Here is a 22,429-nt window from a genome sequence, read left to right on the forward strand (position 1 = left end):
GGCGCCGCAGTCGCCGCGGCGACTGCGGTCCCCTCGGCGGGCTTGCCGCCGACGGCATGCCCCGTCACCGATAATGGTCTGGTGTCCCATCCCGCTGAGTCCGTGCCCGTGAAGCGTCCGCATTCCGAACGGAGCCGACCCTCCGTGTTCTGGGTGCTCGCCGCGCTCATCCTGCCGCTCGGGTCGCTGCTCGCGCGGTTCCGGGTCGTCGACGGTGAGAAGATGCCGCGGAGCGGCGCGCTCATCCTGGCGCCCAACCACTACAGCGAGATCGACCCGGTGATGATCGGCATCGTCTCCTGGAAGCTCGGGCGCCTCCCGCGCTTCCTCGCCAAGGAGAGCCTGTTCCACGTGCCCGTGCTCGGCTGGTTCCTCCGCCGCTCCGGTCAGGTGCCGGTGTCGCGCGCGGGGGCGACCCGCGGATCGGCGCCGCTGGAGGCCGCCCAGAAGATCATCGACGACGGCCGCATCGTGATCATCTACCCCGAGGGCTCGCTCACACGCGACCCAGACCTCTGGCCGATGCGCGGCAAGACCGGTGCCGCCCGCATGGCGCTCGAGCACCGCATCCCGGTGATCCCGATCGCCCACTGGGGCACCCAGCAGGTGCTGCCGCGGTACGGCAAGAAGATCAGCTGGTTCCCGCGCAAGACCATCGACGTGAAGGTGGGCGACCCCGTCGACCTGTCCGCGTTCGAGGGGCGGAACCTCGACTCGGCGACGCTCAGCGAGGCGACCTCCGCGATCATGGACGCCATCACGGCCCTCCTCGAGGACCTGCGCGCCGAGAAGGCGCCGCGTCCGCGCTGGGACCCGGCCGAGCACAACCAGAAGGAGACCGGCCGCTTCGATGGCTAGAGCAGTGAAGGCACCGCCCGCCCGTCCCCGCCGCGTCGCCGTGCTCGGCGCCGGCAGCTGGGGGACCACGTTCGCGAAGATCCTGGCCGACGGCGGCTCCGAGGTCGTGCTGTGGGCGAGACGCCCGGAGGTGGCGCGGGAGATCAACGAGGTCAAGCGCAACAGCGACTACCTCGAGGGCATCAATCTCCCGCGCAACCTGCGCTCGACGCACCGGCTCGGGGAGGCGATGCGCGACGCCGAGCAGGTCTTCGTCTCCATCCCGAGCCAGACGCTCCGGTCGAACCTGGAGGCGATGACGCCGTTCCTCGGCCCCGAGACGATCGTCGTGAGCCTCATGAAGGGCGTCGAGAAGGGCACGGGCCTCCGCATGAGCGAGGTCATCGCCGCCGGCCTCCCGATCGAGGCGGAGCGCATCGCCGTCGCCTCCGGGCCCAACCTGGCCCTCGAGATCGCGCGCGAGCAGCCCACCGCCGCCGTCGTGTCCTCGGTGAGCCTCGAGACGGCGCAGGCCGTCGCGATGGCGGCCACCAACCGGTACTTCCGGAGCTTCGTGAACACCGACGTCATCGGCACCGAGTTCGGCGGCGTCCTGAAGAACCTGATCGCGGTCGCCATCGGCATCGTCGACGGCGTCGGCTACGGCGAGAACACCAAGGCGTCGATCATCACGCGCGGCCTCGTGGAGATGACCGATTTCGCCGTCGCTTACGGCGCCGAGCCGCAGACGCTCTCCGGGCTCGCCGGCCTGGGCGACCTGATCGCGACGTGCGAGTCGTCGCTGAGCCGCAACAACACGGCCGGGCGCCTCCTCGGCCAGGGCTACGCGTTCGCCGATGTGGTCAAGCAGATGAATCAGACGGCGGAGGGGCTCGCCTCCGTGGCGCCGGTGCTGCGACTGGCCGAGGCGCGCGGCGTCGAGATGCCGATCGTCCGGCAGGTCAGCCAGGTGCTGGCCGGTACGCTCGATCCGAAGGACATCGCGCCTCACCTCACCACCGACTCGGACGAGCCGCAAGGCGAAAGGACACTGGATGACGGACACGGTCACGGTCGCGCTTCTGTTTGGAGGGCGCTCAAGCGAGCATTCGATCAGCTGCGCGACGGCGGCGGGAGTGCTCGCGGCGATCGACCGTGACCGCTACCGGGTGATCCCGATCGGGATCACCCACGACGGCGCTTTCACGGTGCAGCCGGACGATGCCGCCCGGTTCGCGCTCAACGCCGAGAAGCTGCCCGAGGTCGACGACAACGGCACCCGCGTGCTCTGGCCGGACAGCGCCGCGTCCCGTGAGCTCACCGTGATCGAGGCCGACGGTTCGCGGTCCTCTCTGGGCGAGATCGACATCGTCTTCCCGATCCTTCACGGCCCGTGGGGGGAGGACGGCACTCTTCAGGGCATGCTCGAACTGGTCGGACTGCCGTATGTCGGAAGCGGCGTGCTGGCGAGCGCGCTCGGCATGGACAAGCACTTCACCAAGACCGTCCTGCAGCAGGCGGGCATCCCCGTGGCGCCCTGGGTGACGGTCACCGCCCACGAATGGGGGACCGACCCCGACGCCGTCGGTGCGTCCGCCGAGGCGCTGGGGCTGCCCGCCTTCGTCAAACCCGCGAGGGCCGGATCCAGCGTGGGCGTGACCAAGATCACCGAGTGGTCCGACCTCGGCTCCGCCGTCGAGACCGCGCTCCGTGAGGACGACCGTGTGCTGATCGAGTCCATGGTGACCGGTCGGGAGGTCGAGATCGCCGTGCTCGGCGGCCGTCCCGGCCAGCCGTCGCGCGCCTCCGTCGCCGGCGAGATCGTCCTCAGCGGCCGCGACTTCTACGACTTCGCCGCCAAGTACCTCGACGCCCCGGGCGTGGAGCTCGTCTGTCCCGCCGAGCTCTCGGAGGGCGAACTGGCGCAGATGCAGCAGCTGGGCATCCGGGCGTTCGACGCGATCGGAGGCGAGGGTCTCGCCCGCGTCGACTTCTTCCTGACCGCGGACGGCTTCGTCGTCAACGAGATCAACACGATGCCGGGGTTCACCCCGATCTCGATGTTCCCGCGCTGCTGGCAGGAGTCGGGCCTCGGCTACCCCGCCCTGATCGACGAGCTCATCCAAGTGGCCCTGGCCCGCGCGGCGGCCTGACGCACCGGCCGGTCGCGTCTACCGAGACGGCGTCGGGGTCGGCGTCCCGGCCCCGCCACCGGTCGTGTCGAGCGTCGACAGGCACTTCTGCGTCTGCTTGACCGTGGCGATCGCGCTGGAGAACTCCGGGAGCACGGACGCGTCGGACACACCGGCGACGTGGTCGATGATCACCTCGGTCGCCGGCCGCCGGCCGAACGTCTGGTAGACGATCGTCTTGGCGGCCGGGTCGGTCATGAGCACCCAGTCGATGCCGTTGACGTCGATGCACGGCTTCGTCGTCGGCCCGATGGGAGGGACGCCGCAGCGCAGGATGACGGCGGCGGGGTCGCCCCAGGCGCCGGTCGCCTGCGCGTCGGTCTCGCGCTTCGCCTTGTCGGCCACGGTGTCGGGCAGCCGCACGCTGATCTCGGCGCAGCCCGGGTCGTTCGCCTGGGCGCCCGGGTCGAGCGTGACGGTCGGAGCGCACCCGCTGAGCGCGAGCGCGAGACCCGCGAGGACGACGGCGAGGACGGTGCGGCGATGGGACACAGTGATTCAGGCTACCGTTTGCTGTCATGGGAAACTCTGGGAGCGCCGGCGCCGGGACGACCATCGGCGAGGCCTCGGAACGCGACGCGCTCCGCAGGATCTTCCCGCGTCTCCCCGCCTCGTCGGCGACGATCGTCGGCCCGGGTGACGACGCGGCCGTGCTGGCGGCGCCCGACGGCCGGTTCGTCGTCACGACGGACATGATGGTGCACGGCCCGGACTTCCGCCTCGCGTGGTCGACCCCCGAGGATCTCGGCTGGAAGGCCGCGGCGACCAACCTCTCGGACGTTGCGGCCATGGGCGCCGTCCCGACGGCGCTCGTCGTGGCGATCGCCGCTCCGGCGGGGCTGCCGGTGTCCGCGCTGGAGGAGATCGCGGACGGCTTCCGCTCGGCGTGCGAACTGCTCGCGCCCGGTTGCGGCATCGTGGGCGGCGACCTGTCGGTCTCGCCGGTGCTGACGATCGCGGTGACCGCCTTCGGTGACCTGCAGGGGCGCGACCCGGTGCTCCGGAGCGGAGCGCGCCCGGGCGATGTCGCGGCAGTCTCCGGGCCGCTGGGCGCGGCGGGCGCCGGACTGCGCCTCCTGTTCGAGCGAGCGGTCGACGAGCGCGGCGAGCCGGACGCGGAGCGGTTCGCCGTCGTCGCCGCAGCGCATCCCGAGCTGGTGTCGGCGCAGTTGCGGCCCGTTCCCCCGGTCGCCGACGGTCCTCGCGCCGCCAGGGCCGGCGCGACGGCGATGCTCGACCTGAGCGACGGCCTCGCCCTCGACGCCCGGAGGGTGGCCGAAGCGAGCGGGGTGGCGATCGACATCGACCCGGCCGCGCTCGGAGACGATCCGCGGATGGCGCTCACCGGCGGAGAGGATCACGGTCTGTTCGCCGCCTTCCCGGCCGGGACGCCGCTGCCGGGAGGCTTCCGGCGCGTAGGCGTGGTGCGCGAGGGCGAAGGCCTTTATGTCGGCGGCGTGCTCTTCGATGAGCGCGGCGGATGGGACCCGTATCTGGAGTGGGACGGCGCGCGCGGCTGACCCCTCGGTCGGCCGGTCAGGAGGCGTGCAGCCAGTACAGCGCCGTCTCGCCGTAGTCCTTCCGGCGCTCGAGGTCGAGCCCGTCGGGGAGGGACGGCTCGGCGTCTCGCGCGCTGCGCTCCACGCAGACGAGGGCGTCGTCGGCCAGCAGCGCGACGAGCGCGCTGAGGACCCCGAACAGATCGCTGTCCGGAACGTCGTAGGGCGGGTCGATGAAGACGAGGTCGAAGGGCCCCCGAGCCGTGCTGAGATAACTCTGCACCGTCGCGGCCCGGACATCGACGATCGGCGGATGGCCTCGCGCGGCGCGGGTGACTGCCGCAGCGTTGCGCCGGCACACCTGCGCCGCGGCCGCGTTCTTCTCGACGAGCACGACGGATGCCGCGCCGCGGCTGGCCGCCTCGAGCCCGAGGGCCCCTGAGCCGGCGTACAGGTCGAGGACGCGCGCTCCGTGCAGTGCGTCGCGCGCCTCCAGGGCGGAGAACGCGGCCTCGCGGACGCGGTCGCTCGTCGGGCGGGTGCCCGAGCTCGGCACCTGCAGCCTCAGCGATCCGGCGTAGCCGGCGACGATTCGGGTCATGGCGTCACCGAGCCTACCGCCGGGACCGCGCGTGCCCGCGAAGAAGACTGAGAGAAATTCACTAAAGGGACCTCTGCCGCTAGCGCGAGTGCCGGGCGCCCAACACAATGGGGGGATGGAGGATCAGCTCGCTCAGTCCGAGCTCGACGAGCTCTGGCGGTTCGACGACCCGATGGCCTCCGCAGAGCGCTTCGCCATGGCCGCGGCCGAGCCCCGCCGCTCCGAGGTCGTGCGCGCCGAACTGGAGACGCAGCGCGCCAGGGCGCTCGGCCTGCAAGCGCGTTTCGAGGAGGCGGAGGCCCTCCTCGAGTCGCTCGAGCCCGCTCAGGGGCGCCTCCAGATCCGGATCCTCCTGGAACGCGGCCGGCTCCGCAACACGGAGGGCCGGCCGGAGGAGGCGATCCCGCTGTTCGAGGAAGCGCTCGCACTCGCCCGCCGGGAGGAGGAGACCTTCCTCGCGGTGGACGCCGCCCACATGCTCGCGATCGCCGACCCGGGACGCTCGGAGCAGTGGACGGAGGAGGCGTTCGCCGACCTCGCGGCGACGAGCGACCACCGCACGTGGCGGTGGGCGGTGGTGCTGCACAACAACCGCGGCTGGGCGCTGTTCGAGGCCCGTGAGCCCTCGGCCGCGCTGGCCGAGTTCGAACGGGCGCTGGAGGCGGCGGAGCGTTTCGGGACAGCGGATCAGCGGTTCGCCGCCCGGTGGTCGCTCGCGCGCTGCCTGCGCGAACTCGGACAGCTCGATGCGGCCACCGCTCTGCAACGCCGTCTCGCCGAGGAGCGGCCCGACGACCCCGACGTGGCGGCCGAGCTCGCGTCTCTGACGGACGGTACGCCTACGATCGAGTCATGACCTCCGTTCCCGCCTCCCCGGCCGACGGGGGCGGCGTGACGCTCGACAGCCGGCTGTCCGGCGTCCTCGGCGGCCGCACCGCGGCGGCGTTCGAGAAGGCGTTCGCGATGCGCACGGTCGGGGACCTGCTCAGCCACTACCCGCGCCGCTACGCCCGCCGGGGCGAGCTCACCGCCCTGGCCGATCTCCCGCTCGACGAGAACGTCACGATCATCGCCGAGGTCCTGCGGGTGCGCGAGCGCCCCATGCGCGCCCGGCGCGGGTCGATCCTCGAGGTGACGATCTCCGACGGGCAGGGCATCCTCACCCTGACCTTCTTCAATCAGGCGTGGCGCTCGAGGGAGCTCGTGCCCGGGGTCCGCGGGATCTTCGCCGGCAAGGTGTCGGCCTACCGGGGCGCCCTCCAGCTCGCCCACCCCGACTACGAGCTCTTCGAGCCCGATGCGGAGAACGCCGTGGCGCCCGGGAGCGCGGCCGCCAAGGAGTGGGCGCTGACGCCCATCCCGATCTACCCGGCGACGGCGTCGGTCGCGAGCTGGCAGCTCCAGAAGGCGGTGGCGCTGGCGCTGGACGCCCTGGCGGACGCTCCCGACCCGGTCCCGGACACGGTGGTGGTCGAGCGCGGGCTCCTCCCGTTCCGCGAAGCCCTGGAGGCCATCCACCGGCCCCAGAAGGACGCCCAGTGGCAGCGGGCGCGCGACTCGCTCCGCTTCCAGGAGGCGTTCATCCTCCAGTCCGCGCTCCTGCAGCAGCGAGCCGCATCGCGTGCCGTCGCCGCCGTGCCGCGCGTCCCGGTCCCCGGCGGGCTCCTCGAGCGCTTCGACGCCGCATTGCCGTTCGCGCTGACCGACGATCAGGCGGTCGTGGGAGGCGAGATCGCCCGCGACCTCGCAGGCACGTCCGCCATGCACCGGCTGGTCCAGGGCGAGGTGGGCTCGGGCAAGACGCTCGTCGCGCTCCGGGCGATGCTCGCCGTCGCCGACTCGGGCGGCCAGTCGGCGCTGCTCGCACCGACGGAGGTGCTCGCCGCCCAGCACCTGCGGTCCATAGCGGCCATGCTGGGGCCGGACCTCTCCGCGCAGCTCATGCCGACCCTCCTCACCGGGCAGCTCTCGACCGCCGAGAGGAAGCGCGCCCTCCTGCGGACGGTGTCCGGGCAGTCCCGGATCGTCGTGGGCACGCACGCCCTGCTCGGCGACGCCGTGACCTTCTTCGACCTCGGGCTCGTCGTCGTCGACGAGCAGCACCGCTTCGGCGTCGAGCAGCGGGAGGCGCTCCGCGCCAAGGGCGGCACCCCGCCGCACGTCCTCGTGCTGACGGCCACGCCGATCCCGCGCACCGTCGCCATGACGGTCTTCGGCGATCTCGACGTCTCGACGATCGCGCAGCTCCCGGCGGGTCGCCAGGGCATCGAGAGCTTCGTCGTGCCGCTGGCCGACCGCCCCGGCTGGGAGCGGCGCATCTGGGAGCGCGCAGCCGAGGAGATCGCGAAGGGACGGCAGGTGTTCGTCGTCTGCCCGGCCATCTCCGGCGCCGATGCGGAGGACGACGGCGAGGAGCCGGAACCGGACGAGGATCAGGCGGCGCCGACGCGGCCCCTCGCGACCGTGGAGGCGGTGGCCGCGCAGGTCCGCGCCGACCCGCTCTTCGCGGAGGCCCGCATCGGCGTTCTGCACGGGAGGCTCTCGTCGGAGGAGAAGGACGAGGTGATGCGCTCCTTCGCCGACGGCCGCATCGACCTGCTGGTGGCGACCACCGTGATCGAGGTCGGTGTCAACGTGCCCAACGCCTCCGCGATGGTCGTCCTCGACGCCGACCGGTTCGGCGTCTCCCAGCTGCACCAGCTGCGCGGCCGGGTGGGCCGCGGGGAGGTGCCCGGGCTGTGCCTCCTCGTCACCGCCGCCGAGCAGGGGAGCCTCGCCAGGGAGCGGGTCGAGGCCGTCGCGGCCACCCTCGACGGGTTCGAGCTCGCCACGATCGACCTCGAGCTCCGCCGCGAGGGAGACGTCCTCGGCAGCCGCCAGTCCGGCGGGCGGTCGTCGCTCCGGCTTCTGCGCGTCGCAACGGACGGCGAGCTGATCGCTGAGGCCCGCGTCGCCGCCGAGGAGACGCTCGCCGACGATCCGGCCCTCGCGCGCCACCCCGCCCTCGCCGCCGCCCTCGCGCGACGACTGGACGAGAGCGAGCGGGCCTTCCTGGGCAAGTCCTAGCCCTCGGTCCGGTGGCCCGGCGCCACTCCGCGGAAACCGTTTGGTAACGGATTCACAACGAAATGCCGGGATGCGCGGGATAGTCTGGGGGCCTATGAACAGGATCGCCGTTGTCCCTGGATCGTTCGACCCGGTCACGCTCGGCCACCTCGATGTCATCGAGCGCGCTGCGGGATTGTGGGACGAGGTCCACGTCGTCGTGGTGCACAACCCCGACAAGACGGCGCTCCTGCCGATCGCTCAGCGGGTCGCCCTCCTGGAGCGCTCCATCGAGGACGCCGGCATCGTGGGCAACGTGGTCATCGCCTCCTGGTCGGTCGGGCTGCTCGTCGACTACTGCACGGACGTGGGGGCGCACGTGCTGGTGAAGGGGATCCGATCCCAGGTCGACGTGACCTACGAGACGCCGATGGCGCTCGTGAACCGGCATCTCGCCGATGTCGAGACGGTCTTCCTCCTGCCGAATCCCGCCAACGCGCACGTGTCGAGTTCGCTCGTCCGCCAGGTCTCTGCTCTCGGGGGCGACGTGAGCCCGTACGTCCCGCCGGCCGTCTACGAGTACTTGCAGGAGACATGAACAGTTACGCGACGCGTCAGCCCACAGACTCCTCCGCTCCGGACGAGACGACGGAGCCCGCCTCGGGGATGAGCCTCGACGAGCTGAGACGCGCCGCGCAGCAGATCACCGCCAACGTCGAGTCGGTCATCGACGGCAAGCACGAGGCGGTCCAGACGGCGCTCGTCGTGCTGCTGGCCGAGGGCCACCTCCTCATCGAGGACGTCCCCGGGGTCGGCAAGACCATGCTGGCCAAGTCGCTCGCCAAGTCGGTCGACTGCACCGTGAGCCGCATCCAGTTCACACCCGACCTGCTGCCGAGCGATGTCACCGGCGTCTCGGTGTACAACCAGGCGGAGCGCCGCTTCGAGTTCAAGCCGGGCGCCATCTTCGCCAATATCGTCATCGGCGACGAGATCAACCGGGCGAGCCCCAAGACGCAGTCCGCGCTCCTCGAGTGCATGGAGGAGCGGCAGGTCACCGTCGACGGCTCGACCTACCCGCTCGCGGCGCCGTTCATCGTGGTCGCCACCCAGAACCCCATCGAGATGGAGGGGACGTACGCGCTGCCCGAGGCGCAACGGGACAGGTTCATGGCGCGCATCGCGATGGGTTACCCCGACGAGCAGTCGGAGGTGGACATGCTCACGGGGCGCGACACCTCCAGCCCGCTCTCGCGGATCGGACCGGTGGTCACCTCCGACGAGCTCCGGATGATGATGACGACGGCCCGGAACGTCTACGCCTCAGCGCCCGTGAAGCAGTACGCCGTCGACCTCGTGCGAGCCACTCGCGACGACCGGGACCTGCGGCTGGGGGCGAGCCCGCGGGCCACGCTCCAGCTAGTCCGCGCCGCTAAGGCGCTCGCCGCGCTCGACGGCCGCGACTTCGTCCTCCCCGATGACATCGACGTCCTCGCGGTCCCGGTGCTGGGCCACCGCCTGCTCCCGACGAGCCGGGCGATGGGGCACCACCACGAGAGCGCCCCGGTCATCGCCGACATCGTCCGGCGGATCGTGGCCGCGACGCCCGTGCCGGTCGGATCCGGGGCGATCGGGGGCGGACGCCAGCCGTGACCCTGCGCGGTCGCTCCACCTCGCCGCTGACCAGGCCGCGGCCCACCGCCCGCGGCTGGTCCCTCGGTGCGGTCGGCGTGGTCGCCCTCGTCGCGTCGGCCCTCCTCGGTCGCACCGATGTGCTCTTCGTCGGCGTGCTCCTGACGGTGCTGCCGCTCGCCGCGATGATCTCGGTGACCGTGGACCGGCCTCGGCTGACGGTGACGCGCAGCTTCCACCCGGACGTCGTAGCGGTGGGGGAGCGCTCCACCATCGTCACGACCGCGCGGAATCAGTCGCCGCGGCCGAGCCCGGCCGCACGGTGGCGTGAGTACGCGCCGGCAGCGGTCGGGGTCCAGGGACCGGCCCCCTTCCCCCGTCTGGGCCCGCACCAGGTGAACACCACGCACGGGAGGGACACGGTCGTCCTGCGACAGGAGGTCGTGCCCCGGCGGCGCGGCGCGCACGCGGTCGGCCCGCTCGTGGTGAGCCGGACCGACCCGTTCGGGCTGGCCTACGCCGAGTACGGCCTCGGCCAGCCGAGGCAGTTCCTCGTGACCCCCCGGGCGGTGCCGCTCCCGCCCGGCGAGCTGGATGTCGCGCACAGCGAGGGCACCGAGCACGAGCTCATCCGGCACGCCATCCCGAGCGCCGACGAGCTGATCGCCCGCGAGTACCGGCCGGGCGACCCGTTGCGGCGCGTCCACTGGCGCGCGACAGCGCGGCACGACCAGCTCATGGTCCGCCAGGAGGAGCAGCGCAGCAACCCCGAGGCGTGGATGCTCGTCGACACCCGGCTCACCGCCGCCCCCGACGACGAGTTCGAGACCCTGGTCGACCTCGTGGCCTCGATCGGCGTCCACCTCCTCGACCAGGGGTTCGTCGTGAGCATCGTCGAGACGGCGTCGCGCCAGCTGGGCGGCCGCACCGGCGCGGGTCGGACGGGCACCCTCGGCTCCTCCATGCCGACGTACGACGTCGGCGGGGCGGACCGCCTCCTGCTCTCCGACCTGGCCGCGGTGGAGCGGCTCGCCGGCCGGAGCGACGAGTCCGTGTCCGACCTCGCCGCCGGGCTCCGGCGAGCCGGACGACCGGTGCCGGTCTTCGCGGCTCTCGCGGACGCCTCCCCGGAGCTCGGCGCCCTGGCGGCGCTGAGGCCGATGGGCGACCCGGCGGTCGCGTTCATCTCCTCGTCGGCTCCGGCGGCGGTGGCGGAGATCCTCGGCGACGCGGGGTGGCTCTGCGTCTCGTTCTCCGCCGGGGACGGTCCGGACGTCTGCTGGCAGCGCGCGCTGAGGCGGCAACGAGCGGCGGTGGCGGCCCGTGGCAACTGAATCCCTCACCGTCGCGATCCCGCGGCTCGGCTCGCGGCGCACCGGGTACTGGCGGCTGACGGGTGCGCTCGTCGTGCAGGTGCTCGCCATCAGCGTGGCTCTGGGCGGCCTCATCCAGGGCGCGGCCTGGTGGTTCGCCCTGGTGATCACCGCCGGCTCGCTCCTCGTCGCGGGGGCCGCGCTGCGCACGGCCGGCGTACGCCGCCTGGCCGTCTCGGGCGCCCTCGCCGTGCTGGCGGTCATGATCATGACCGCGGCCTTCGGACGCGGGACGGGCGTCCTCTGGCTCATCCCGACGCCCGGGACGGTCGCCAGCTGGGGACGGTACGCCGAGCAGGCGATGCTCTCCATCTACCAGCAGGGGACGCCCGCCGAGAGCCTCCCCGAGTTCATGTTCCTCGTCGTGGGCGGTGCGTGCCTCCTCGCGGTGCTGCTCGATCTGATCGCGATCGGCTTCCGTCGCGCCGCCCTCACCGCCGTCGTCGTCGCGGTCGTGCTCGTGGTGCCCGCGGCGCTTCTCGGTGACGGGCTGGACCCGATAGCCCTGGCGGCGTCGTCGGCCGCGTATCTGTGGGTGCTCCGCTGCGACGTGCTCACCCGGAGGCCCGGCCCCGCGCGCCCCGCGGCCGCCCTGTCGGTCGGCGCGGCGGCGGTCGTCGTGGCGGTCCTGCTCGCGGGGACGGCGCCGGGCTTCGACCGCGGAGGCGCCACCTCCTTCACCGCCGGGGGCATCTCGATCGGCGGCACGGTCACGCCGCTCGTGGATCTGGGCAAGGATCTCCGCAGGCCGACCGCGGTTCGGGCGCTGACGTATACGACGAGCGCGGGCAGCGGCCAGTACCTCAAGCTCGCCTCGCTCGATCAGTTCACCGGGTCGGTCTGGAAGCACCGGGAGCGGGGCACCAGCAGGCTCTCGCCGGGCGCCACCATCGGTCCGGTCACGGGCCTGTCGCAGAAGGTCGCATCCACCAGGATCACCACGAGCGTGCAGATCGAGGACATGACGAGCCGCTGGCTGCCCGCCCCGGCGCCCGTCCGCTCGGTGAGCGGCCTAACGGGGACCTGGTCGTGGAACCCGGACGACCTGACGATCGGCGCCATCAACACGACAACGCAGGGGCAGAAGTACACCGCGACGAGCCTCATTCTCGAGCCGACCGCAGACCAGCTGAAGGCCGCCGGGGGGACCGTCCCCGATGACGTGCAGCGCGACCTGTTCCTCCCCTCCAACCTTCCCTCGATCATCACGACGACCGCGCTCGAGGCCACGTCGGGAGCCGTGTCCGAGTACGACAAGGCCGTGGCTCTCCAGGACTACTTCCGCGACAACGGGTTCGTGTACTCGACGCAGACGCCGCTCAAGCAGGGCTACGACGGCGACGGCGCACGGGTCATCGCCCGCTTCCTCCAGGTGAAGAGCGGCTACTGCGTGCACTTCGCGTCGGCGATGGCCCTCATGGCGCGGACGCTGGGGATCCCGTCGCGGGTGGCCGAGGGATACCTCCCGGGCGCGACGAGCGGAGGCACCGCCAGCAACCCGGGCACCTACACCGTCACGAGCGACGATCTCCACGCTTGGCCCGAGCTGTACTTCGCGGGCGTCGGCTGGGTCGCGTTCGAACCGACGGTCGGGAGGGGCACGGTTCCGAGCTACACGCGCCCCGAGACGGCCGCCGCCGCGCCGGCCCAGCAATCCGGCGCGGCTTCCAGTGCCGCGCCGAGGAGGCTGGTCCCGACCGATCCGGCCCAGGTCTCCGGGGCTCGCGGGACCACGCCCCCGTCGCCGTTCCAGCCCGTCGCCTCGGGCATCGGGGTGGCGCTGCTCGTGCTCGTCCTGCTCCTGGTCCCGGCCTTCCTCCGGCAGGCGCGACGGCGCACCCGGCTGAGACGGCTCGGCGAGAGCTGGGGCGGGGCCGCGCTCGTCTGGGACGAACTGCGCGACACGGCCCGCGATCTCGGCTGGGCCGCGCCTCCCACGGAGACTCCCCGTGTCTTCGCCCGGCGGATAGCCGCGGCTGTGGCGGGCACACCGGGGGAGGCGGCGGTGCTGCGGCTGCTCGACGTGCGGGAGCGGGACTCCTACGGGCCGCCGACCCGCGCCGTGGCCGTGGGCCTCCCGGACGATCTGCGCCGGGTGCTCGGCGCCCTCGAGCAGGCCTCCGGCCGTGCCGCGCGGCTGAAGGCGCTCCTGCTGCCTGTGTCCTTGCTGCCAGCCGGCTGGCCGCCGGCCGCGAACGCCGGGAGAGCCGCGTAAAATAGCGGCTCGTGACCATCAAGAACTCCCCGTACACCGTCGGCGTGTACGACCTCGTGCACCACCCGGGCACGATGCGCGAGCAGCGCCTGAGCTTCCCCGTTCCCGAGCGACTGGGCGAGGGCCTCCTGTCCGTGCCCGAGGGCAGCACCATGGACATCGACCTCCGTCTCGAGTCGATGCACGAGGGAATTCTCGCCACCGGCGAGGTCGTCTCGGCGGCCACCGGCGTGTGCGGCCGATGCCTCATCGACATCGAGCAGCCCGTCCAAGTCGATTTCCAGGAGCTTTTCGCGTATCCTTCTGAGGAAGCTTTCGATTATGAGGTTCACGACGACCACGTGGATCTTGAACCTCTGATCAGGGATGCGGTGGTGTTGTCACTGCCGTTCCAGCCGGTGTGCCGGCCGGACTGCCCGGGTCTCGACCCCGAGACCGGGGAGCGACTGGCGGATCACCCGGACCGTGAGCCCACCCAGACCATCGATTCGCGCTGGTCTGCGCTCACGGCCTTCCAGGCTTCCGACACTACGACAGAGCCCACGAGCAACGCCCCGGGCCTCGGGGCCGGAGAAGAGAGATAGTCATGGCCGTTCCGAAGCGGAAGCAGTCTCGCGCCAACACCCACGCCCGCCGTTCGCAGTGGAAGGCACAGGCCCCCACCCTCGTCAAGACGATCGAGGGCGGCAAGGTGACCTACAGCCTCCCGCACCGCGCCAAGGTCGTCGAGGACTCCGCGGGCACCGCGCTCTTCCTCGAGTACAAGGGCCGCAAGGTCGCCGACATCTGATCGACCCTCGAGGGTCGGCGAGCACGGCATGGTCGGAGAGAACACTGACCGCAGCACACTTCTCGAGAAGCTCGGGGTCGAGATCGGCCCCGAGCTTCTCGAGCTTGCACTGACCCACCGCTCCTTCGCGTACGAGCACGGTGGGATCCCCAACAACGAGCGCCTCGAGTTCCTCGGCGACTCGATCCTGGGCCAGGCCGTCACCGTCAAGCTGTTCCGCGAGAACCCGCACCTCGACGAGGGCGAGCTGGCGAAGCGCCGGGCCAGCCTCGTGAGCTCCGCGGCGCTGGCCGAGGTGGCCCGCAGCATCGGCCTGGGGGAGTACCTCCGGCTCGGCCGCGGCGAGAACCAGAGCGGGGGGCGCGACAAGGCGTCCATCCTGGCCGACACGGTGGAGGCGCTCATCGGCGCCGCCTACCTCGATGCGGGCGGCGACGCCGCGACCGCGCTGGTGCTGCGGCTCGTCGAGCCGCTGCTCGACGACCCCGACCGCTTCGGCGCCGCCATGGACCCCAAGACGAGTCTCCAGGAGGCGGCAGCCCACCGCGGTGCCGGCCTCCCGGTCTACACGGTGACCAACAGCGGTCCCGACCACTCGAAGACGTTCCACGCCACCGTCGAGGTAGGCGATCTCGTCGTCGCCACCGGCGAGGGCACGAGCAAGAAGGCGGCCGAGATGGCCGCCGCGCTCACCGCGTGGACGGAGCTGACGAGGCGACGTGCCCGAGCTCCCCGAGGTTGAGGTGGTCAGAGCGGGGCTCGCCCCCGCTCTGACGGGTTCGACGGTTCTCGGTGTCGAGGTGTTCGAGCCGCGCTCCCTGCGTCGCCACGACCCGGCGTCCGGCGCGTTCGACGCGCTGCTGACGGGGCGTGTGCTGGAGGGACCGGTGCGGCGGGGCAAGTTCCTGTGGGTGCCGCTCCGGGGTGGGGCGCCCCAGGCGATCGTCGCGCACCTGGGGATGAGCGGCCAGATCCTGCTCCGGGAACCGGGAACGCCGGAGTCGGGCCTGCTCCGGATCCGTCTCCACGTGGAGGCGCCCGAGCCGGTCGCCACCGAGGACGGCGAGCAGCGCGAGTTCTGGGTGCACTTCGTCGACCAGCGCATCTTCGGATCCATGGCGATCGACCGCCTGGTGCCCACCGCCGACGGGAGGCACGGAGGGTTCGGCACCGACGAGGCCCTGGTGCCGAGCCAGGTGGCCCACATCGCCCGGGACCCGCTCGACCCCGCCTTCGACGACGCCGCGTTCTTCCGGGCCCTCGCGCGCAAGCGCACCGGCATCAAACGCGCCCTCCTCGACCAGGGTCTGGTCAGCGGCATCGGCAACATCTACGCTGACGAGGCGCTCTGGGCATCGCGCGTCCACTATGCGCAGTCCGCCGACACGCTCAGCCGCGCCAAGTCGCGCGAACTCCTGGCAGAGATCCGGCGGGTGCTCGCGAAGGCCCTCGCCGAGGGAGGGACGAGCTTCGACGCGCAGTACGTGAACGTCAACGGTGCCTCGGGCTACTTCTCCCACAGCCTCAACGCCTACGGGCAGCAGGGCAAGCCGTGCCCGCGCTGCGGCACCCCGATCGTGCGCGAGCAGTTCATGAACCGCGGCTCGCACTTCTGCCCCCGGTGCCAGCGACTCCGCCCGAACCGCTCCAGCGGGCTCAGTCGATCGTCTTCTGCCAGTGCCCCGTGAGGGCGTGAGGGCGGAATCCGAACGCTCGATTGATGGCGAGCATGGGATCGTTCTCGTCGGCGTTCCACGTGAGGATGCGCGTGATGTGCGGCGCCAGACGGCGTAGCTCCTGCAGGTTGCGCAGCTTCACCGCCGTTCCGAGGCGGTGGCCGCGGTGGGCCCTCGCGACGAGGGTGTCGTACTGCTCCGCCTTGGTGCCGTCGGCCGGCACGGCGAGCTCGGTGTAGGCGGCGATCTCCGAGTCGGCCTCGCGGACGGCCGCGGTCACGAGGAGGGGCTCGCCACGAGCCGCGAGCTCGCGCTCCTGCGAGCGCACCCGTTCGCCGGTCCATTCCTCGGCGTCGACCGCGATCGCGCTCTGCGGGATGTCGGTCGCCATGCGGGCCTTGATCGCGGCGAACGGCTCCAGCAGCCCTTCCGGCGCCGAGCCCCACCAGGAGATCAGCCGGTACCCCTCGTGCCGCATGGTGAGTCCGGCCTCCCGCTCGGGAGGGAGGGGGAGCTGCAGCTCGCTCGATCGCTCGATCTGGCCCAGGCGGTAGCCGCGCTCGAGGGCGAACCGCACCTCCGGAGCGTCGGCGGGGAGCCCCGCGTGACCTGCCGGCGCGAACACGAGGCGGTCGGCGCCCTGGAGGGTCCGGATCGGATGCTCGGTGTACGTCGAGACGATGCGCCGGCCGCCCTCGGCGACGAGCTCCTCGCCGTGGGCGAGAAGAGCGGACCCGATGCCCCGTCCGCGGAGCGCCGGTGCCACGTCGACGAGGAGGGTGGCGGTCTCCGAGTCCTCCTCCAGCGGGAAGACGGCCTCGAGCCTCCCGACGATCGCGCCCGCCTCCACGGCGACGACGAGGATGCGCTCGTGGTACTGCTCCTCCCGGAAGCCGGCGAGCGCCTGCTCGGCGGTCTGGACGAAGTCGTCGTTCTCCCAGAGTCCGAGCACGATGCCGTTCACGACGCCGACCATCTCCTCGAACGCGGCCGACTCCGGTGTACCGAGGGCGGAGGGGAGGGGGAGTCGCTTGAGCTCCAGCTCGAACACCTCCCACCCCGGTCGAGAGGCACTCAGCCTAGGCGACGCGCCGCAGGGTGTGAAGTGTTGCGCTCGATTTGGTTTCGATCGTGTAAATCTGCCCGCAGGCGTGCGTGGCAAAAGCTTGCGATGCATGTAGTCTCAGCACACATATTCGTGGTGCGACGTGGCAAACACGCCGCGTTCGACACGAATTCACGTCGAGAGGCAGAAGATGCTAAAGAAAGTCACCATCGGTGCGGCTGTTGCAGCGTCAGTCGCACTGGTCCTCGCGGGATGTGCCAATCAGCCGTCCACCGGAGGCTCCAGCAGCAGCAATTCCAAGGTCGACATCCCCGCGATCACGTCGGTGGACGTCCCCAAGGACGCCGTCCTCCCCGCGGGCGACGGCAAGGCCACGTGCCCGGCGGGTCTGACCATCGGTTACGTCGGCGCGGAGACCGGCCCGAACGCTCAGCTGGGCATCAACATTTTCAACGGCGTCCAGCTCGCGATCAACCAGCACAACGACGCCAACCCCGGCTGCAAGGTCGGGTTCAAGAAGTTCGACACCGAGGGCGACCCGAACAAGGCGACCGGCCCGGTCACCCAGGCCGTCAACGAGTCGGACATCATCGGCGTCGTCGGCCTCCCGTTCTCGGGTGAGTCGAAGGCCACCGGCAACATCTTCGAGCAGCAGGGCCTCGTCCACATCACCCCGTCGGCGACCAACCCGGGTCTGACGCAGAACGGCTGGAAGACCTTCTTCCGCGGCCTCGGCAACGACGCCGTGCAGGGCCCGGCGGCGGCGAAGTTCCTCACCGACAAGCTGCAGGCCAAGAAGGTCTACCTGGTCCAGGACGACTCCGACTACGGCATCGGCCTCGGCACCACCACCTCCAAGGCGCTCGGCAGCGCGCTCGTCGGCACGGACAAGGTGACCACCGGCCAGAAGGACTTCTCGGCCGTGATCTCCAAGATCCTGAACAAGAACCCCGACGCGGTCTACTACTCGGGTTACTACGCCGAGGGCGCCCCGTTCGACCAGCAGCTGGTCAACAAGGGATTCAAGGGCACGTTCGTCGGCCCCGACGGTGTGAAGGACGACCAGTTCATCAAGCTGGCCGGCGACGCCTCGAGCAACGCCTACTTCACCTGCCCCTGCATCCCGGGTGAGCTGATCCCCGACTTCGAGTCGGCCTACAAGAAGCTCGCGAACGCCGAGCCGGGCACGTACTCGATCGAGGGCTACGACGCCACCACCGTCCTCCTGGCGGGAATCGACAAGGGCAAGACCACCCGCGCCGACCTCCTGTCCTGGGTGAAGTCGTACGACGCGGACGGCCTCAGCAAGCACTACAAGTGGGACTCCACGGGTGAGCTTCAGGCGCCGACCGTCTACGGCTACAAGGTGGAGAGCGGCAAGATCGTCCCGATCGGAACGATCGGCTGACGTCACACCGTGAGGGTGCCGCGGGCCTCCGTGGCCTGCGGCACCCTCTCGTTTCGACTACGCTCGCTTGCGCACGGATCGACGGTGATCCGGCCATGAAACCCTGGATGCTCGAATGCTCGAAACCCTCGTCCTCCATCCGCTCCTCGACAACTCGTGGATCAACTTCGACGTCGGTGCGCTGATCCAGAACTTCTGGAGCGCCACCTTCGACGGCCTGACCTTCGGTGCCATCTACGGCCTGATCGCGGTCGGCTACACGCTCGTCTACGGCGTGCTGAACCTCATCAACTTCGCGCACTCCGAGGTCTTCATCGTCGGCGCCTACGGCGTCGTCATCACCCTGACCTCGCTCGGGTTCGGCCCGAGCGCGCCGAACCTCGGCGCCGGCGCCATCATCGGAGACCTCCTGCTCGCGCTCATCGTGGGCATGGCGGCGTCCGCCTTCACGGCCTTCGTGCTGGAGCGCGTCGCCTACCGCCCGCTCCGCAAAAGGAACGCGCCACGCCTGGTCTTCCTGATCACGGCGATCGGCGCCTCCTTCACGATCCAGTACCTGATCTTCCTGATCCGCGGTGCGAACGCCGAGCCGGCCGTCACGATGTTCATCCCGCAGCCGATCTTCGACGTGTTCGGCACGATCGTGAACAGCCAGCAGCTGATCATCGTCATCGCCTCGGTCATCCTGATGATCGCGACCGACATGTTCATCCGCCGCACGCGGACGGGCCGCGGCATCCGCGCCGTGGCGCAGGACCCGGACACCGCGACGCTCATGGGGGTGAACAAGGAGAAGATCATCGTCATCACCTTCATCACCGGCGGCATCCTCGCCGGAGCGGCGGCCCTGTTCTACGTGATGCTGGTGCCCTCGGGCGTCATCTACAACGGCGGCTTCGTGCTCGGCGTGAAGGCGTTCGCCGCGGCCGTGCTCGGCGGCATCGGCAACGTCCGCGGGGCGCTGCTCGGCGGTCTCCTCCTCGGTGTGATCGGCAACTACGGCCAGATCCTCCTCGGCGACTCGCAGTGGACCGACGTCGTCGCCTTCGTCGTCCTGGTCCTCGTGCTGCTGGTGAAGCCCACGGGCATCCTCGGCACCTCGCTCGGAAGGAGCCGCGCATGAGCATGACCGAAGGACCCCGGGTCCTCCCCGACGGCCGCGAGGAGCAGGCGGTCGACGCCTTCGAGGCGAGCCGGGGCGGTCGGCGCAAGGGACCGCTCCAGCCGCTCCGCGACTGGTGGAACGGCCTCCCGCGCGGCGCCCAGTGGGCGTGGCTGCTGATCGTCGTGGCGATCGCCTACGCGCTGCCCTACCTCAACTTCTTCCCGCTCACGACGGAGCCGGGCAACGACTGGCCGCTGGCGTGCTTCGCGATGGCGACGTACGCACTCGTGGCGGTCGGCCTCAACGTGGTCGTCGGCTACGCCGGCCTCCTCGACCTCGGCTACGTCGCGTTCTTCGCGGTCGGGTCGTACACGGCCGCCATGCTCACGAGCCCGGACTCGCCGTTCATCAAGATCCCGTATCTCTGGACGATCCCGGTCGCGATGGCGATCACCATGACGTTCGGCGTGATCCTCGGTGTCCCGACGCTCCGTCTGCGCGGCGACTACCTCGCCATCGTGACGCTCGGCTTCGGAGAGATCGTGCGCATCCTCGCCACGATCATCCCGGCGATGAAGGGCCAGGTCGGCTTCCAGAACGTCGGCCACCCACCCGGGCAGAACGCGAACGGCGTGCCGATCTTCTCCAACTCGAACGGCGTGCCCTGGTACTGGCTCACGGTGACGGTGATCATCATCGTCCTGCTGCTCGTCGGGAACCTCGAGCGCAGCCGCGTGGGACGCGCGTGGATCGCGATCCGCGAGGACGAGGACGCCGCGGAGATCATGGGCGTGCCGACCTTCAAGTACAAGGTGTGGGCGTTCGCCATCGGTGCCGGCGTCGGCGGCCTCTCCGGAGCGCTGTTCGCCGGCCAGGTCGGCTTCGTCAACAACCAGAAGTTCGACGTGCAGACCTCGATCCTGTTCCTCGCCGCCGTCGTGCTCGGCGGCGCGGGCAACAAGGTCGGGGCCATGCTCGGTGGCGCGATCGTGGCGTACATCCCGCTGCGCTTCACCGCCATCGCCGACTACAAGTACCTCATCTTCGGCATCGCGCTGGTGCTGATCATGATCTTCCGGTCCCAGGGCCTGTTCCCCGCAAGACAGAAGCTGCTGGCGTACGGCCGGCACGCCTACGCCCGGGTCAGTGCTGCCGCGAAGGGAGGCACGCGATGAGCGACGCACAGACTCCGGACCGGGCGCCCGAGCCTTCGGTCGCGCCTGCAGGACCGGTCGAGGCCGAGACGCCGGCCGCGGCCGAGACCGTCGCGCCCGAGGAGGAGACCGTTCTCGGCGCGAACGAGGAGGAGCTGGAGGCCGCGGGCATCGACCTCTCGGTCGCCGAGGCCGCTGCGCCGGACCGAGAGATCGCCGTCGAGGTTGGGGAGAACATCGTCGAGGTGCGGAACCTGACCGTCAAGTTCGGTGGCCTGACCGCGCTCGACGACGTCACGTTCGACATCCGCCGCGGCGAGATCCTCGGCCTGATCGGGCCGAACGGGGCGGGCAAGACGACCTGCTTCAACGCGATGACAGGTGTCTACCGGCCGACGAGCGGCGACGTGACGCTCGAGGGTCAGACGATCAAGGGCAGGAAGCAGCACCAGATCACCCGGATGGGCCTGTCGCGCACCTTCCAGAACATCCGGCTGTTCGGCGAGATGACCGCCCTGGAGAACGTCGTGGTCGGACTGGACGCGCGGCACCGCACGTCCGTCCCGGGAGCGCTCCTGCGCCTCCCGCGCCACACCCGGGAGGAGAAGTCGTCGATCGAGCGCGGCATGGCCCTGCTCGAGTTCGTCGGCATCGCCGACCACGCCGCCTCGCTCTCGCGGTCCCTCCCGTACGGCTACCAGCGCCGCCTGGAGATCGCGCGCGCTCTGGCGACCGACCCGAAGGTCCTGTGCCTCGACGAGCCGGCCGCCGGCTTCAACCCGGCCGAGAAGGAGGAGCTCATGGAGCTCATCCGGACCATCCGCGCCGACGGCTACACCGTGCTGCTCATCGAGCACGACATGAAGCTCGTCATGGGAGTGACCGACCGGATCGTCGTGCTCGAATTCGGACGCAAGATCGCCGACGACACCCCGGAGGTCATCCGGAACGACCCGCGCGTGATCGCCGCCTACCTCGGGGAGCCCGAAGATGACGTTGCTTGAACTGAAGAACATCCGGGTCGCGTACGGCCGCATCGAGGCGATCCACGACATGTCGTTCACCGTCGAGGAGGGCGAGATCGTCAGCCTCATCGGGGCGAACGGCGCCGGCAAGTCGACCACGATGAAGACGATCTCGGGGATCCTCAACCCCTCGGCGGGGCACATCCTGTTCGACGGCGAGGACATCACGAAGATGAAGGCGCACATCCGCGTGGTCCGGGGGATCTCCCAGGCTCCCGAGGGCCGCGGCATCTTCCCCGGGATGACGGTCCTCGAGAACCTCGACATGGGGGCGTTCGGCCGCAAGGACCGCTCGAACATGAGCGAGGACTTCGACCGCGTGTTCTCGCTGTTCCCGCGACTCGCCGAGCGGAAGACGCAGGTCGGAGGCACGATGTCGGGAGGCGAGCAGCAGATGCTCGCCATCGGCCGGGCTCTGATGTCGAAGCCGCGACTGCTCCTCCTGGACGAGCCCTCGATGGGGCTCGCGCCGCAGTTCATCCGGCAGATCTTCTCGATCATCACGGAGATCAACCAGCAGGGCACCACCGTGCTGCTCGTGGAGCAGAACGCCAACCAGGCGCTGGCCCGCGCGCATCGCGCCTTCGTGCTCGAGACCGGGAACATCACCCGATCGGGTACCGGCCGGGAGCTCCTCGCGGACCCCGCGATCAAGGAGGCGTACCTCGGCGTCGGGTAACGCCCTCCATCGGGTCCCCCGAGAGTGCACGGTTCCCGCCCGGGACCGTGCACTCTCGGCGTACTCGCGGTCGTTCGCGGGAGAGGCCGGGCCTGGCCGTCTGCGGCGCTCCGGCGCGGGGAGGCTGTGAAC

At 70.8% G+C, this 22,429-nt stretch carries 22 protein-coding genes; 19 read left to right on the plus strand and 3 right to left on the minus strand.

Features of this window, described 5'->3' with window-relative positions; all coding sequences use genetic code 11:
- Nucleotides 1-102: 102 nt before the first annotated feature.
- Genes FPT20_RS06305 through FPT20_RS06315 form a run of 3 tightly spaced genes read left to right on the plus strand, consistent with a single transcriptional unit; the run spans nucleotide 103 to nucleotide 2,990 of the window.
- Complete coding sequence (locus FPT20_RS06305) at nucleotides 103-858, plus strand: lysophospholipid acyltransferase family protein (protein ID WP_158867884.1); 756 nt, start codon at nucleotides 103-105, stop codon at nucleotides 856-858.
- Entirely contained in the window at nucleotides 851-1,996 is a 1,146-nt protein-coding gene (locus tag FPT20_RS06310; protein WP_199245693.1) for an NAD(P)H-dependent glycerol-3-phosphate dehydrogenase, read from the plus strand. Before FPT20_RS06305 ends, FPT20_RS06310 begins: the two co-directional genes overlap by 8 nt.
- Complete coding sequence (locus FPT20_RS06315) at nucleotides 1,893-2,990, plus strand: D-alanine--D-alanine ligase family protein (protein ID WP_158863631.1); 1,098 nt, start codon at nucleotides 1,893-1,895, stop codon at nucleotides 2,988-2,990. The genes FPT20_RS06310 and FPT20_RS06315 overlap by 104 nt, the downstream gene beginning before the upstream one ends.
- 18 nt (nucleotides 2,991-3,008) lie before the next feature.
- Here FPT20_RS06315 and FPT20_RS06320 read toward each other — a convergent pair whose 3' ends face one another.
- Nucleotides 3,009-3,521, minus strand: a complete 513-nt coding sequence (locus FPT20_RS06320) for a DUF3515 family protein (protein ID WP_158863633.1) — start codon at nucleotides 3,519-3,521, stop codon at nucleotides 3,009-3,011.
- A 26-nt stretch (nucleotides 3,522-3,547) separates the two neighbouring features.
- Between FPT20_RS06320 and thiL the strand changes: the two genes are divergently transcribed.
- Complete coding sequence (gene thiL, locus FPT20_RS06325) at nucleotides 3,548-4,549, plus strand: thiamine-phosphate kinase (protein WP_158863635.1); 1,002 nt, start codon at nucleotides 3,548-3,550, stop codon at nucleotides 4,547-4,549.
- A gap of 16 nt (nucleotides 4,550-4,565) precedes the next feature.
- On the opposite strand, the gene rsmD is transcribed toward thiL, so the two are convergent.
- Nucleotides 4,566-5,129: a 16S rRNA (guanine(966)-N(2))-methyltransferase RsmD gene (rsmD, locus tag FPT20_RS06330; RefSeq protein ID WP_158863637.1), complete on the minus strand. Its 564-nt coding sequence runs from the start codon at nucleotides 5,127-5,129 to the stop codon at nucleotides 4,566-4,568.
- 115 nt (nucleotides 5,130-5,244) lie between these two features.
- Here rsmD and FPT20_RS06335 point away from each other — a divergent pair, with 115 nt between their 5' ends.
- From FPT20_RS06335 to mutM, 10 genes are all read left to right on the plus strand, one after another.
- Entirely contained in the window at nucleotides 5,245-5,985 is a 741-nt protein-coding gene (locus FPT20_RS06335) for a tetratricopeptide repeat protein (RefSeq protein WP_158863639.1), read from the plus strand.
- On the plus strand, nucleotides 5,982-8,195 hold the full coding sequence (locus FPT20_RS06340; protein WP_158863641.1) for an ATP-dependent DNA helicase RecG: 2,214 nt from the start codon (nucleotides 5,982-5,984) through the stop codon (nucleotides 8,193-8,195). The genes FPT20_RS06335 and FPT20_RS06340 overlap by 4 nt, the downstream gene beginning before the upstream one ends.
- 94 nt (nucleotides 8,196-8,289) lie before the next feature.
- The gene (coaD, locus tag FPT20_RS06345; protein ID WP_158863643.1) at nucleotides 8,290-8,772 is read left to right on the plus strand and encodes a pantetheine-phosphate adenylyltransferase; all 483 of its coding nucleotides are present in this window, start codon (nucleotides 8,290-8,292) and stop codon (nucleotides 8,770-8,772) included.
- On the plus strand, nucleotides 8,769-9,827 hold the full coding sequence (locus FPT20_RS06350; RefSeq protein WP_158863645.1) for an AAA family ATPase: 1,059 nt from the start codon (nucleotides 8,769-8,771) through the stop codon (nucleotides 9,825-9,827). Before coaD ends, FPT20_RS06350 begins: the two co-directional genes overlap by 4 nt.
- Nucleotides 9,824-11,140 carry a DUF58 domain-containing protein gene (locus tag FPT20_RS06355; RefSeq protein ID WP_158863647.1) on the plus strand — a complete coding sequence of 439 codons (1,317 nt, stop codon included), beginning with the start codon at nucleotides 9,824-9,826 and terminating at the stop codon, nucleotides 11,138-11,140. Before FPT20_RS06350 ends, FPT20_RS06355 begins: the two co-directional genes overlap by 4 nt.
- Complete coding sequence (locus FPT20_RS06360; RefSeq protein ID WP_158863649.1) at nucleotides 11,130-13,394, plus strand: transglutaminase family protein; 2,265 nt, start codon at nucleotides 11,130-11,132, stop codon at nucleotides 13,392-13,394. Before FPT20_RS06355 ends, FPT20_RS06360 begins: the two co-directional genes overlap by 11 nt.
- An 11-nt stretch (nucleotides 13,395-13,405) precedes the next feature.
- Complete coding sequence (locus tag FPT20_RS06365) at nucleotides 13,406-13,978, plus strand: YceD family protein (protein WP_158863651.1); 573 nt, start codon at nucleotides 13,406-13,408, stop codon at nucleotides 13,976-13,978.
- Between the two features lie 2 nt (nucleotides 13,979-13,980).
- Nucleotides 13,981-14,184: a 50S ribosomal protein L32 gene (rpmF, locus tag FPT20_RS06370; protein ID WP_158863653.1), complete on the plus strand. Its 204-nt coding sequence runs from the start codon at nucleotides 13,981-13,983 to the stop codon at nucleotides 14,182-14,184.
- A gap of 28 nt (nucleotides 14,185-14,212) precedes the next feature.
- On the plus strand, nucleotides 14,213-14,926 hold the full coding sequence (gene rnc, locus FPT20_RS06375) for a ribonuclease III (protein ID WP_158863655.1): 714 nt from the start codon (nucleotides 14,213-14,215) through the stop codon (nucleotides 14,924-14,926).
- Complete coding sequence (gene mutM, locus FPT20_RS06380) at nucleotides 14,904-15,872, plus strand: bifunctional DNA-formamidopyrimidine glycosylase/DNA-(apurinic or apyrimidinic site) lyase (RefSeq protein WP_158863657.1); 969 nt, start codon at nucleotides 14,904-14,906, stop codon at nucleotides 15,870-15,872. The genes rnc and mutM overlap by 23 nt, the downstream gene beginning before the upstream one ends.
- On the opposite strand, the gene FPT20_RS06385 is transcribed toward mutM, so the two are convergent.
- Nucleotides 15,841-16,911, minus strand: a complete 1,071-nt coding sequence (locus tag FPT20_RS06385) for a GNAT family N-acetyltransferase (RefSeq protein WP_233265413.1) — start codon at nucleotides 16,909-16,911, stop codon at nucleotides 15,841-15,843. The genes mutM and FPT20_RS06385 overlap by 32 nt on opposite strands.
- Nucleotides 16,912-17,116: 205 nt before the next feature.
- Between FPT20_RS06385 and FPT20_RS06390 the strand changes: the two genes are divergently transcribed.
- From FPT20_RS06390 to FPT20_RS06410, 5 genes are all read left to right on the plus strand, one after another.
- Nucleotides 17,117-18,334, plus strand: a complete 1,218-nt coding sequence (locus tag FPT20_RS06390) for a branched-chain amino acid ABC transporter substrate-binding protein (RefSeq protein WP_158863661.1) — start codon at nucleotides 17,117-17,119, stop codon at nucleotides 18,332-18,334.
- A gap of 115 nt (nucleotides 18,335-18,449) precedes the next feature.
- On the plus strand, nucleotides 18,450-19,457 hold the full coding sequence (locus FPT20_RS06395) for a branched-chain amino acid ABC transporter permease (protein WP_158863664.1): 1,008 nt from the start codon (nucleotides 18,450-18,452) through the stop codon (nucleotides 19,455-19,457).
- Nucleotides 19,454-20,614, plus strand: a complete 1,161-nt coding sequence (locus FPT20_RS06400; protein ID WP_158863666.1) for a branched-chain amino acid ABC transporter permease — start codon at nucleotides 19,454-19,456, stop codon at nucleotides 20,612-20,614. Before FPT20_RS06395 ends, FPT20_RS06400 begins: the two co-directional genes overlap by 4 nt.
- On the plus strand, nucleotides 20,611-21,597 hold the full coding sequence (locus tag FPT20_RS06405; protein ID WP_158863668.1) for an ABC transporter ATP-binding protein: 987 nt from the start codon (nucleotides 20,611-20,613) through the stop codon (nucleotides 21,595-21,597). The genes FPT20_RS06400 and FPT20_RS06405 overlap by 4 nt, the downstream gene beginning before the upstream one ends.
- Nucleotides 21,584-22,297: an ABC transporter ATP-binding protein gene (locus FPT20_RS06410; RefSeq protein ID WP_158863670.1), complete on the plus strand. Its 714-nt coding sequence runs from the start codon at nucleotides 21,584-21,586 to the stop codon at nucleotides 22,295-22,297. The genes FPT20_RS06405 and FPT20_RS06410 overlap by 14 nt, the downstream gene beginning before the upstream one ends.
- Nucleotides 22,298-22,429 lie beyond the last annotated feature (132 nt).

It is taken from the genome of Leifsonia sp. AG29 (assembly GCF_009765225.1).
GTDB lineage: Bacteria > Actinomycetota > Actinomycetes > Actinomycetales > Microbacteriaceae > Leifsonia.